At 72.1% G+C, this 11,325-nt stretch carries 10 protein-coding genes; 4 read left to right on the top strand and 6 right to left on the bottom strand.

The window, feature by feature from the left end; translation table 11 throughout:
* Positions 1-29 precede the first annotated feature (29 nt).
* From DSC45_RS22160 to DSC45_RS22145, 4 genes are all read right to left on the bottom strand, one after another.
* Positions 30-497 carry a nuclear transport factor 2 family protein gene (locus tag DSC45_RS22160; RefSeq protein ID WP_119293725.1) on the bottom strand — a complete coding sequence of 156 codons (468 nt, stop codon included), beginning with the start codon at positions 495-497 and terminating at the stop codon, positions 30-32.
* Between the two features lie 346 nt (positions 498-843).
* Positions 844-1,830: a DUF2382 domain-containing protein gene (locus DSC45_RS22155; protein WP_119293647.1), complete on the bottom strand. Its 987-nt coding sequence runs from the start codon at positions 1,828-1,830 to the stop codon at positions 844-846.
* Positions 1,831-2,093: 263 nt separating this feature from the next.
* Positions 2,094-2,966: an undecaprenyl-diphosphate phosphatase gene (locus DSC45_RS22150; protein ID WP_119293646.1), complete on the bottom strand. Its 873-nt coding sequence runs from the start codon at positions 2,964-2,966 to the stop codon at positions 2,094-2,096.
* A 227-nt stretch (positions 2,967-3,193) separates the two neighbouring features.
* The gene (locus tag DSC45_RS22145) at positions 3,194-3,910 is read right to left on the bottom strand and encodes a TVP38/TMEM64 family protein (protein WP_119293645.1); all 717 of its coding nucleotides are present in this window, start codon (positions 3,908-3,910) and stop codon (positions 3,194-3,196) included.
* A gap of 349 nt (positions 3,911-4,259) precedes the next feature.
* On the opposite strand from DSC45_RS22145, the gene tuf reads away from it, so the two are divergent.
* Positions 4,260-5,429 carry an elongation factor Tu gene (gene tuf, locus DSC45_RS22140; protein WP_119293644.1) on the top strand — a complete coding sequence of 390 codons (1,170 nt, stop codon included), beginning with the start codon at positions 4,260-4,262 and terminating at the stop codon, positions 5,427-5,429.
* A gap of 85 nt (positions 5,430-5,514) precedes the next feature.
* Here the strand turns inward: tuf and DSC45_RS22135 are convergent, their stop codons facing one another.
* Complete coding sequence (locus DSC45_RS22135; protein WP_119293643.1) at positions 5,515-5,757, bottom strand: Lrp/AsnC ligand binding domain-containing protein; 243 nt, start codon at positions 5,755-5,757, stop codon at positions 5,515-5,517.
* Positions 5,758-5,832: 75 nt separating this feature from the next.
* On the opposite strand from DSC45_RS22135, the gene DSC45_RS22130 reads away from it, so the two are divergent.
* Positions 5,833-6,687, top strand: coding sequence for a spermidine synthase (locus DSC45_RS22130; protein WP_119293642.1), 855 nt, complete (start codon positions 5,833-5,835; stop codon positions 6,685-6,687).
* A gap of 150 nt (positions 6,688-6,837) precedes the next feature.
* Here the strand turns inward: DSC45_RS22130 and DSC45_RS22125 are convergent, their stop codons facing one another.
* Positions 6,838-7,884, bottom strand: a complete 1,047-nt coding sequence (locus tag DSC45_RS22125) for a DUF8017 domain-containing protein (RefSeq protein ID WP_119293641.1) — start codon at positions 7,882-7,884, stop codon at positions 6,838-6,840.
* Between the two features lie 186 nt (positions 7,885-8,070).
* Here DSC45_RS22125 and DSC45_RS22120 point away from each other — a divergent pair, with 186 nt between their 5' ends.
* A complete protein-coding gene (locus DSC45_RS22120) occupies positions 8,071-8,508 on the top strand; it encodes a DUF4442 domain-containing protein (protein WP_119293640.1) in 438 nt (145 codons plus the stop codon).
* Positions 8,509-8,807: 299 nt separating this feature from the next.
* Complete coding sequence (locus DSC45_RS22115; protein WP_119293639.1) at positions 8,808-11,303, top strand: beta-glucosidase family protein; 2,496 nt, start codon at positions 8,808-8,810, stop codon at positions 11,301-11,303.
* Positions 11,304-11,325 lie beyond the last annotated feature (22 nt).

Raw genomic sequence — 11,325 nt, 5'->3', positions numbered from 1 at the left:
GCGGTGGCACCGCCCGGCCTCACGCCGGCTCAATCGGCCCCGGGGGAGCGGCGGATCCGGCGCCACTTCTCGTGCACCTCGACCAGGGCGATCCGCCAGCCCGCGTCGTCCCGCCGCAGGCCGAAGAGATAGCGGCCGCCGCATTCGAAGTCCGGGGCGGAGCCGGCGGACCCGGTCCGCATCGGGTTGAAGTAGTCGGCTTCGAGCCGCGCGTCGTCACCGACGGCGCCGTCGGTGAGGTTGAAGCGGAGCCTTCGGTTCACCACGAGGTGCTGGCGCATCGTGAAGATCCGCAGATTCTGCGCGAGCCAGTCGGCCACCTCGTCCGCCGTGCCTTCGATGCCGCCCGCCGACCGGTAGTCGGCACGGCCGTCCGGGCTGAACAGGCCGCGGTACGCCGACCATGCGGCGTCGTCCACGGACCTGGCGTAGTCGGTGATGAGAGCGTCGATGGCCAGCCGGTCCATCACGGTCGCGAGGTCCACACGCTGCGTCATCGGCTCAGTCTTGAACACGGGGACCGCGGAGCCAAGAGCCGTGCGGCCTTCGGTCTCGGGCGCCTCTTCGGCGACACGTCCCGTGAGCGGGCGAACCGGGCAGCGGGCGCGGCGCCGGCAGGGGCGAACGCGCCCCGTGCGACCGGTCCGCCCGCGCCCGTACCGCACACACGCTTCCCGGTACGGCCGCGCCCCGGTCCGATCGGAGCAGGAAGCCGTCCTGCCGGGGAGCCCGGGACGCGTGGCCGCCGGCCACCCTCCCCCGTGCCGGGCCGACGGACAACAGCCCGGCTCCGCCCTCGAGGGACGGAGCCGGGCCGGGCACCTACCGCGGACCACCAGGGGGTCAGTGGCGCGGTCCCCGCTTACCGCGGCCACCCTCGCCCGGCATGCCCTTGTGGTCCTGCGGGCTGTCGAACTGGATCTCCTCCTTGCGGACCGTCTCGGAGACCTCCTGGGTCTCCTGGACCTTCTCGGTCTCCAGACGGACACGCTCCACCGCCACGGTGTCCTTGCGGACCACCGGCCGTTCGGCGTGCAGCGTCACCTCGGTCTCGGCCTCGCTGATGGTCGCGCCCTTGGCGTCGCCCTCCTTGATCGGCTCGCGCACCACGCGTACCTCTTCGTGCGAGAGCGGTACGGACGTCGTGACGTCCTCGGTCACCACGACCTTGCGGAGGTGAGCCTGGCCGACCTCCTCCTCCCGGGTACCGACGTGCAGCCGCTCCTCGGAGCGGATCATCTCGTGGTCCTTGCCCTCCGAGCCCGGGCCCGAACGCATCGCCGGTTCACGGGCGCCGGCGTGGCGTCCGGAGCTCTCGTCGGCACGGCCGCTGCCGGCGACTGCCGCAGCGCCCGCTCCCGCACCGGCGCCCGCGCCCACGCCACCGCTCAGTGCGGTGTCGGGAACGGCCTGCGGCCTGCCGGCGCTTCCCGTGCCCTGACCGGTCTGGCCGATGCCCTGGCCGGTACGACCCGTGCCCTGGCCGGGGGCCCGCTGGGTCCCGGCCGGCGGCGTCACGCCGTAGTGCGTGTACAGCTCCTGTTCCTGTCGCGGCTCCAGGTGCTGATCCGCGTCGACCCGCGGGGCGTCCTTGACGGTCTCCTTGCTGTGGGGCACGTTCAGGGCGTCTCCCTTGCGGCTGGCACCGGCGAGCGGGACGAACGTCTCCTTCATGCCGAAGAGGCCCGTCTTCACCGTCGCCCACTCCGGGCGGCCCGTGTCGTCGTCCAGGAAGACCCGCTCGACGCTGCCGATCTTGTCGCCCTCGCGGTCGTAGGCGGTGAGCCCAACGAGGGCATCGGATTTGCTGAAGGTCTCGCCCTCTGTCATGCGTGATCACTCCCTCAGGCACAGGGGGCGATCCGAGATCGCCGGAGGTGCCGTGTGCCTCATGTCCATCGGGCGCTGGAGCGGAGGGGTACGCAAGCCAGGCCTTCACCGACCGTAGCTGCGGCTGGGCGCCAGACGGTCTCGGGCGGTGGGCGAGCGGCGGTCACGGCGGCACGTGGCGACCGAGGGCGACTAGGCCATTCGAGTGAACCCGGGCGGCTCGTGCACCCCGCCCGGCCGTGTGCCCCTCATCGCGCCGGCCCTCATTCCGCCGACTCTCCCGCGTGCGGGCTGAGCGCGTCGGTTCCGACCAGGACGAAGAGGGCGAGGCCGAGGACGATCCGGTAGTAGACGAACGGCATGAAGCTCTTGGTGGTGATGAACTTCATGAACCAGGCGATGACCGCGTAACCCACACCGAAAGCGATGAACGTCGCGAAAACGGTCGGCCCCCAGGACACATGACCTTCCCCCGCGTCCTTCAGCTCGTACGCACCCGAGGCGAGCACCGCCGGGATCGCGAGGAGGAAGGAGTAGCGGGCCGCGGATTCACGGGTGTAGCCCATCAGCAGACCACCGCTGATCGTCGCGCCCGAGCGGGAGACACCGGGGATCAGTGCCATCGCCTGACAGAAGCCGTAGATCAGACCGTCCTTGACGCCCAGATCCTTGAGCGTCTTGCGTTCCCTGATCGCGCGGTGCCGTCCCCCTGCCTCGTCGCGCGCGGCGAGGCGGTCGGCGACGCCGAGCACGACGCCCATCACGATCAGCGTCGTGGCGATCAGCCGCAGGTCACGGAACGGGCCCTCGATCTGGTCCTTGAGCGTGATGCCGAGAACGCCGATCGGGATCGAGCCGACGATGACCAGCCAGCCGAGCTGCGCGTCGTGATCACCGCGCATGGACTTGTCCCGGAGCGAGCGGGACCACGCGGAGACGATCCGCACGATGTCCTTGCGGAAGTAGATCAGGACGGCGGTCTCCGTGCCGATCTGCGTGATGGCCGTGAAGGCCGCCCCCGGGTCGTGCCATCCGGCGAACGCCGCGGTCAGCCGCAGGTGCGCGCTGGAGGAGATGGGCAGGAACTCGGTGAGCCCTTGGACGAGTCCGAGGATGAATGATTCGAACCAGCTCATGCGGCCTGTGCCGTCCCGGATCTGATTGTGCGTCGGGCCGCGCGCGAGGGGCCCGACGGGCTGCGGAATGGGTGGTGGCGGCGACGTCGAGCCGCGGTGGCGACGTAGATCGTCGGTCCGCCGCGGCGAAGAGTACCGCCCGGATGTGAACGGCCCGGTTCACCTTCCCGAAAGGGCGGGTCAACGCCCCGGGAGGGCCCCGGTCCGCATCTGGGAGAGGTACGGGCTCACGCCCCCGCGCGGCCCCGCAGGGCGTTCCGCTTGCGCCAGGCGACAAGCGCCGCGGCCAGTCCGCTGAGCGCGATGAAGCCCATGGCGACGAGGAACGCGGGGGACGTCGGTGTCGCCGCTTGGCTGCCCGCCACCACGTAGGCGGCGGTGTTGGGTATCGAGCCGAGCCCGGTGGCGAGGAGGAACGGGAACCAGCGCATCCGGGAGAAGGCGGCGCAGTAGTTGGCCACGGCGAACGGCACCCCGGGAAACAGCCGCACCGCCAGCATCGAGCGGAAGCCGTGCCGGCTGAACTGACCGTCCACCGCGACGAGCAGCCGCCCCCGGATCAGCGGCCGCAGCGCCTCCTGCCCGAGTACCCGGCCGAGGCCGAACGCGATCCCGGCGCCGAGTACCGTCCCGGCCACGGCGCCCGCCAGGCCCAGTTGGGAGCCGAAGAGTGCGCCCGCCGCGAGATTGAGCAGGGGGCGCGGGACGAACGCCGCGGTGCACAGTCCGTACGCCAGCGCGAAGGCGACCACCGCGGTGGCGCCGTTCAGCTGTGGCGGCCAGCCCCGCGAGAGCAGCTCCTGGGGCTCGAAGAGCAGCACGAGCAGACCGGCGCCCGACAGGACGGCCACCAGCAGCGCGAACCGCGACCACGGCGAGAGCAGGATGCGGCCGCAGCGCACGGCGAGGCCCGTGGGAGCGGGCCCGGGGACGGGGACGGGCATTCGGGGAGCGTAACCGACAGGTATGTGTGATCGCCGTATGGTGCGTCTCACGGGCGTCACGGTCCCGTCCCGGGTCGGCACGGCCGCCCGCGCCCCCGCCTCCGTACGGAAAATCAGTCGCGCAGGGGCCCGCGCTGCGCCAGGATCATGGCCATGTTCCGGCAGATGTTCCTCGCAGCAGCGCCCGCAGTCGCGGGCGCCGCCGAGGCTGCCGCATTCCCCGCGGACGGCGCACGACGCTGACCCTCCCCGGACATTCCGGCGGACCCCACAGGGGGAGGGTCGGTCGGACCGGGGGGTCCCCGTCTCCCGAAAGAGACCTCACTTCGTTCCGCGGAGCAGAACAGCCATGTCCAAGACGGCATACACGCGCACCAAGCCCCACCTCAACATCGGCACGATGGGCCACGTCGACCACGGCAAGACGACGCTGACCGCCGCCATCACCAAGGTGCTCAGCGAGGACGGCGGCGGCACCTTCGTGCCGTTTGACCGCATCGACCGGGCCCCGGAGGAGGCGCTGCGCGGCATCACCATCAACATCTCGCACGTCGAGTACGAGACCGACACCCGGCACTACGCGCACGTCGACATGCCCGGACACGCGGACTACGTCAAGAACATGGTCACCGGCGCGGCCCAGCTCGACGGTGCCGTACTCGTCGTCTCCGCGCTAGACGGGATCATGCCTCAGACGGCCGAGCACGTGCTGCTCGCCCGTCAGGTCGGCGTCCGGCACATCGTCGTCGCCCTCAACAAGGCGGACGCCGGTGACCCCGAGCTGACCGACCTGGTCGAGCTGGAGGTCCGCGAGCTGCTCGGCGAGCACGGCTACGCGGGCGACACCGTCCCCGTCGTACGGGTCTCGGGACTCAAGGCTCTGGAGGGTGACCCCCAATGGACCGCCGCCCTGCGCCAGTTGCTCGACGCCATCGACACCCATGTGCCGATGCCGGTGCGCTACACCGACGCGCCGTTCCTGCTGCCGGTGGAGAACGTCCTCACCATCACCGGCCGCGGCACGGTGGTCACCGGAGCCGTCGAGCGCGGCACCGTGCGCGTCGGTGACCGCGTCGAGGTGCTCGGCGCGGACATCGACACGGTGGTCACCGGGCTCGAGACCTTCGGCAAGCCGATGGAGAGCGCGGAGGCCGGCGACAACGTCGCGCTGCTGCTGCGTGGAGTCCCGCGCGACGGAGTGCGGCGCGGCCACGTGGTCGCGGCGCCGGGCAGTGTCACGCCCGCGCGCCGGTTCACCGCCGAGGTGTACGTCCTCTCCGCGCGCGAGGGAGGCCGTACGACACCGGTGTCCACCGGCTACCGGCCGCAGTTCTACATCAGGACCGCGGACGTGGTGGGCGACGTCGACCTGGGCGAGACCGCCGTCGCGCGCCCCGGTGACACGGTCACCGTGACCGTGGAGCTGGGCCGGGACGTCCCGCTCGAGGCGGGTCTCGGCTTCGCCGTCCGCGAGGGCGGCCGCACGGTCGCGGCAGGAAAGGTGACGGAGGTCGGTTAGGACGCCCCGTCCGACGGGTGCCCGGTTCGCGTACGTCGTACGCGAGCCGGGCATCGTCGCGTTCAGGTGCCCCCGGCCGTCTCGGTCAAGGCCGGGGCGGGGCCGGTTCGTTGGTCAGGCTCTTCAGCCGACGCAGGGGCACCGCGGTCTCCGCGGTGCGGACGCCTTCGAGTCGGCCCAGTCCGCCGCTGACGAAGGTGTACAGGTCCTCGGCGCCGCGACAGAGCACCGAGACCACCAGATCGGTACGTCCGGTCACCGCGCCCGCGTGGGCGGCATGTCCGCCCGTGCGCCGGCCGGTCACCCTCGCGGTACGGGAATCCGACATGGACGCGGCGCTTCCTGCGGGATCTCGACGGCCGGGCGCCGACCGTCGGGTCACGGGCCCCGCCCGCGCGGCACAATGGCACCCGTGGAAGAGCCGAGACCTGTGTCGTGCACCGTGGACCACGGAGACGCCAAGCTGATGCCGGACGTGGACCGGGACCGTGCGTGGCTGCTCACGGTGGACGGTGCGCCGCAGTCGTACGTGGACCTGGACGAGCCGACGTATCTCGAGTTCGAGTACGCGCGAAGGCTCGGGCACGTGCTGGACACGGTGGCCGTCGAGGGTCTGCCCCTCGACGTGGTGCACCTCGGCGGCGGAGCGCTCACCCTGCCGCGTTATGTCTGCGTCACTCGGCCCGGCTCGCGCCAGGACGTGGTGGAGGCGGACGGCGGGCTGCTCTCGCTGATCGCCGAGCACCTCCCGCTGCCACCCGGATCCGGCGTCCGCACGCACGCCACCGATGCGCGCGAATGGCTGACGGCGGCGCCCGCCGCCGGCGCGGAGGTGATCGTGGCGGACGTGTTCGGCGGCTCCCGGGTGCCGGCCCACCTCACGTCCCTCACGTACGCCCGGGAGGCGGCGCGGGTGCTGCGGCCCGGCGGTGTCTACGCGGCGAATCTGGCCGACGGTGCGCCCTTCGCGTTCCTGGGCTCCCAACTGGCCACGTTCGGGGCGGTCTTCGAGCACCTGGCGGTCATTGCCGAGCCGGCGGTCCTGCGCGGCCGGCGGTTCGGCAACGCGGTACTGATCGCCTCCGACCGTGAACTCCCCATCGCCGCCCTCACTCGCCGCACCGCCGCCGACGCCTTCCCGGCCCGCGTCGAACACGGCCCCGCTCTACGCCGGTTGACCGGCTCGGCGCCGGTCGTACTCGACGACCACGCGGTCGCGTCCCCGGTACCTCCGGACGGTTCGTTCACCATCTCCTGAGCCACTGCGGCGACTTGACGGAGCGTCGACCGAGGACGCTGCGTCGTGGGTGCCGGGACAGGCCGAGCTCGGATCGCCCGAGTCGCGCCAAGGGCCGCCCCGGTGTCCGGGGCGGCCCTCGGTGTGGCGGCGGTGTCCGCAGGGGTGGTGTCAGCCCGTCGGGGCGTCCTTGGCGAGGCGCAGCGTGGAGAGGATCTTCATGATCGTCTCTTCCTTGACCTCTTCCTTGACGCCCTTGGCGCCGTAGAAGTGCCAGGACACGAAGTCACCCTTGGCGTTCTTGAAGCCGAACGAGATCGCCTTGCCGTCCGTGGCGCACTTCGACTTACCGATCTGCGGCGAGTTCGTGGAGCGCGACCAGGCGTACTTGCCCTTGATGCCGGCCTTCGTCGTGTAGGCCTTGGCCTTGCCGAGCTTCGGGACGGTGAGGCTCTTCTTGTCGGGCTGGGTGTAGCCACCGAAGACCCACCAGGGCACCGAGTTGACGGCCACCTCGTCCTCGTTCTTGGCGCCGTTCGCACCCTTGGTGCCGGCCGCGGCGAGCCTCGTGTGGTCCTCCTCGCCGTCCTTGTCGTCGTCCTCCGTGCACCATTCGCCCTTGTACTCGGCGGGCGCCGACATGGTGATCAGCGGCTTCATGTCCTTGCTGTCCGGGTCCTCGAAGCCGATCGAGGTGCCGGGCGACATGACGCTCCACTCGGCCGGTACGTCGAAGGCGGTGCCCCACTTCGGGTTGACCACGGTCTTCCATCCCGGCACCGTCGCCTTCTCGCCGCCGCTGCCGTCCCGCGGGTTTCCCTCCTCCGTCTGGGTCGGCTTCGGGGTCTTCGGTGCGGAGGACGACTTGTCGCCGCCGCCCTTCGCCTCGTCCTTCTTCTTGTCGTCCTTGTCGTCCCCGCCGAGCACGAAGAATCCCGTGACGCCGGCCGCGATCACGACGGCGGTCGCCGCGACGATCGCGATCACCGTGGTCTTCTTGCGGTCGTTCCCCGGCGGCGGTTCCGGCGCGCCGAGCGGGGCCGGGGTGTTCCACTGCGGAGCGCCGCCCGGCTGCGTTTGCTGCTGGTACGGGTTCGGAGTGTGGTACCCCGGCTGCTGGTACGGGTTCGGTGTCTGATACCCCGGCTGCTGATAGGGGTTCTGACTCTGGTCCTGCGGGTTCTGCTCGCCCCCGGGCGGCTGCTGTCCTGGCCACATGGCGGTTAACGATAGACGGCGCCCGCCGCGGTGTGCCACGGCCGCCCCCCTCAATGTGACCGTGCTGATGCGACTGTGACCGTGCTGATGCCGTACGGCCGGACAAAGGGGGCGAGTTCGTCTCCAGGGAAAGGCTGGTCGGGGGCGGATACCAGCGAGTAACATCACCTCATGAGTACTGATGAGATGTCGATCGGCGAGATGCTGTCCGCCACGGTGCCGATGGTGAAGACCCTGGGGCTGTCCTACGGCGAGGTCACCCCCGAACGTGCGGTGGTGCACCTGCCGGACGAGCCGGACTACCGCAATCACGTCGGTGGCCCGCACGCCGGTGCGATGTTCACCCTCGGGGAGTCGGCCAGTGGCGCTGTCGTCCTGGCCGCCTTCGGTGACCAGCTCTCGCGCGCCGTGCCGCTTCCCGTGACGGCCGACATCGCGTTCAAGAAACTGGCCATGGGGCCGGTCACCGCCACCGCCACTCTGGGGCGCCCGGTGGCCGACGTCGTCGCCGAGCTCGACGCGGGCGAGCGCCCCGAGTTCCCGGTCGCCGTCTCCGTCCAGCGCGAGGACGGCGCCGTCACCAGTGAGATGACGGTCGTCTGGACCCTGCGCCCCAACCGCTGAACCGGCGCCACGGCCGAAACCGCTGAGTCGGCGCCACGACCGATCCGGGCGGCGAGTGCCGCTCCCCTCGATGGCCGGGTCGGCACCCCGTGCCGCCGCGGCGGGTGTACCCGGCCCTGAGCCCCGCGATCCGGCCGGGCGCACCCGCCGCTCGCGTGGCGCCGCGGGGCCAGACGCGTCGTCCTGGCCCCGCGCCCGCGGTGTCCGACGGTCCGTCATGCCCCTTATGTCGCATAGTGCGTCGTGGGCCGCAGTCCCGGCCCGCGCCGATGCCCGCGCACATCGAGGAGTGACGGTCCATGTCCGACACCGTGTCCCGGCGGTCCGCGCTGCGCCTGCTCGGCAGCTGCGCCCTGGTCGCCGCGGCGGCCGTGACCGGCGGCCCCGCGTACGCACTGCCCGGGCGGCCCGCCGTCCGACGGCGAGCCGGCCCCCGCCCCCTGCCCCGCGTCGAGGCCCTGATCGGTCGCCTCACACTCGATGAGAAGGTCGCCCTGCTGCACGGCACCGAGGACCCCGACGGCCTCGGACAGGCCGGCTACATCCCCGGTGTGCCGCGCCTCGGGATCCCGCCGCTGCGCCTCGCCGACGGCCCCGCCGGCGTACGGGTCAAGGCCCACGCCACCGCGCTGCCCGCACCGATCCTGCTCGCCGCCGCCTTCGACCCGTCGCTCGCGCGGGCCTACGGACGGGTGATCGGGCGTGAGGGTCGTGCGCTCGGTCAGGACGTGCTGCTCTCGCCGATGGTCAACCTGATCCGCACCCCGTACGCCGGGCGCAACTTCGAGACGTTCGGCGAGGACCCGTTGCTCGCCGCCGACCTGGTCGCCGAGGAGATCCGCGGCATCCAGGGCGAAGGGCTCATCGCCACCGTCAAGCACTTCGCCGGGAACAACCAGGAGAAGGACCGGATGTCCGTCGATGTGCGGATCGACGAACAGACGCTGCACGAAACGGAGTTGCGCGGGTTCGAGGCCGCGGTGGCGGCCGGCTGCGGCGCGGTCATGGCGGCGTACAACAAGGTCAACGGGCGCTTCGCGAGCGAGAGCGAACAACTGCTCGGCACCGTCCTGCGGCGGCGCTGGAACTTCGGGGGATGGGTGATGACGGACTGGGACGCGGCGCGCAGCACGGCCCCGTCCATCGCTGCGGGCCTCGACATGGAGATGCCGGCCGGCACCCGGTTCGGAGCGCCTCTCGCCAAGGCCGTACGCGGCGGCGACGTGCCGCAGTCCGAGGTCGACCGTTCGGTGCGCAGGCTCCTCGGCGTACTGGACCGCTTCGGGCTGCTCGACGCGGACGGCCCCGCACGGCCCGAGCGCGACGCTCAGGCCGGTGCGCGGATCGCCCTCGAGGTGGCGAAGGCGGGGGCCACCCTGCTGCGGAACGAGGAGGGGACACTCCCTCTCACGGACGCGGCGGACCGGAGCGTGGCCGTGGTCGGCCCCACCGGCCAGGTGCCCTTCGTCAGCGGCGGCGGCAGCGCCCACGTGGTGCCCGACCGCGCGACGAGCCCGCTCGACGCGATCAGGAAGCGCGCGGGTGACGACGCACGGGTCCGCTACGCGCTCGGCGAGGACGTCTTCGGCCGGGCTCTGCCCGGCGGCGCACTCACCCGCGGTCTGGACGCCGAGGGCCAGGGCGTGGCGGCCGGCGAGGAGTGGCGCTACGACGGCACCCTGCGGGTCGCCGAGGACGACGAGTGGACCCTCGTCCTGCACTACACCGGGGAGGACCGGCCGGTGGTGCACCTCGGGGACCGCGAGCTGTACCCCGTCCGGCGCGGCACCGCCGAGTACTTCGCCGGCGGTCTCGTCAGCACCGCGCCGGACGGCCTCGGTGTCCGGCGTGCCACCCTGCGACTCACCGCAGGCGAGCACCGGTTGAGGATCACGGCGAAGGGCGGCGAGGAGGGCCAGAAGTTCCGGCTGCGGCACATCACCGGTGCCACCCGCGCCGAGGACGTGGCGGCGGCGGTCGAGGTCGCGCGCGCCGCCGACTCCGTGGTCCTCTTCGCCTACGAGGACGCCACCGAGGGCCAGGACCGCACGAGCCTCGCACTCCCCGGCCACCAGGAGGCCCTCATCGAGGCCGTCACCGCGGTCAACTCCCGTACCACGGTGGTCCTCAACACCTCGTCGGCCGTCTCGATGCCCTGGCTGCGGCACACCGGCGCGGTGCTGCAGATGTACTACCCGGGCCAGGAGGGCGCCGCCGCCACGGCAGCCGTCCTGTTCGGCGACACCGACCCCGGTGGCCGGCTCACCCAGAGCTTCCCGGTGGACGAGCGCACCCATCCGACGGCCGGTGACCCACGCCGCTATCCCGGGGTCGACGGGCGGGAGGAGTACACCGAGGGCATCCACGTCGGCTACCGCTGGTACGCGGCACGCGGACTGCGCGCGCTCTTCCCCTTCGGTCACGGCCTGTCGTACACCGCGTTCGCCTACGAGGATCTCGATGTGCGGGCCGCCGACGGCGGGGTCGACGTGACCTTCACGGTGCGCAACACCGGCGCCAGGCAAGGCGTCACGGTGGCGCAGGTGTACCTCGGCCCGGCGCCCGGCCTCCGGCTCGACCAGGCGGAGACCGCGCTCGCCGGCTACCGCAGGCTCACCCTCGACGCGGGGGAGCGGCGCCGGGTCGCGGTACGCGTGTCCCGGCGCTCGCTGTCCTCCTGGGATCCGGCACGGCACGACTGGGTGCTCGGCACCGGCCTGCGCACCGTCCGCGTCGGCGCCTCCGCCGAAGACCTGCGTCTGTGGGGGCAGGTGCGGGTCGAGCCGCGGGGGTGAACTCGACCCGGCACGCACCCGC

The organism is Streptomyces sp. YIM 130001, from assembly GCF_003574445.1.
In the GTDB taxonomy this organism is placed as follows: Bacteria; Actinomycetota; Actinomycetes; order Streptomycetales; family Streptomycetaceae; genus Streptomyces.
This window is presented reverse-complemented; position numbering and strand designations above follow the sequence as displayed.

Excerpts from the sequence above, each read along its gene's own strand:
- DSC45_RS22160 (WP_119293725.1), bottom strand. The coding sequence starts at position 497 with ATGACGCAGCGTGTGGACCTCGCGACCGTGATGGACCGGCTGGCCATC.
- DSC45_RS22155 (WP_119293647.1), bottom strand. The coding sequence starts at position 1,830 with ATGACAGAGGGCGAGACCTTCAGCAAATCCGATGCCCTCGTTGGGCTC.
- DSC45_RS22150 (WP_119293646.1), bottom strand. The coding sequence starts at position 2,966 with ATGAGCTGGTTCGAATCATTCATCCTCGGACTCGTCCAAGGGCTCACC.
- DSC45_RS22145 (WP_119293645.1), bottom strand. The coding sequence starts at position 3,910 with ATGCCCGTCCCCGTCCCCGGGCCCGCTCCCACGGGCCTCGCCGTGCGC.
- tuf (WP_119293644.1), top strand. The coding sequence starts at position 4,260 with ATGTCCAAGACGGCATACACGCGCACCAAGCCCCACCTCAACATCGGC.
- DSC45_RS22135 (WP_119293643.1), bottom strand. The coding sequence starts at position 5,757 with ATGTCGGATTCCCGTACCGCGAGGGTGACCGGCCGGCGCACGGGCGGA.
- DSC45_RS22130 (WP_119293642.1), top strand. The coding sequence starts at position 5,833 with ATGGCACCCGTGGAAGAGCCGAGACCTGTGTCGTGCACCGTGGACCAC.
- DSC45_RS22125 (WP_119293641.1), bottom strand. The coding sequence starts at position 7,884 with ATGTGGCCAGGACAGCAGCCGCCCGGGGGCGAGCAGAACCCGCAGGAC.
- DSC45_RS22120 (WP_119293640.1), top strand. The coding sequence starts at position 8,071 with ATGTCGATCGGCGAGATGCTGTCCGCCACGGTGCCGATGGTGAAGACC.
- DSC45_RS22115 (WP_119293639.1), top strand. The coding sequence starts at position 8,808 with ATGTCCGACACCGTGTCCCGGCGGTCCGCGCTGCGCCTGCTCGGCAGC.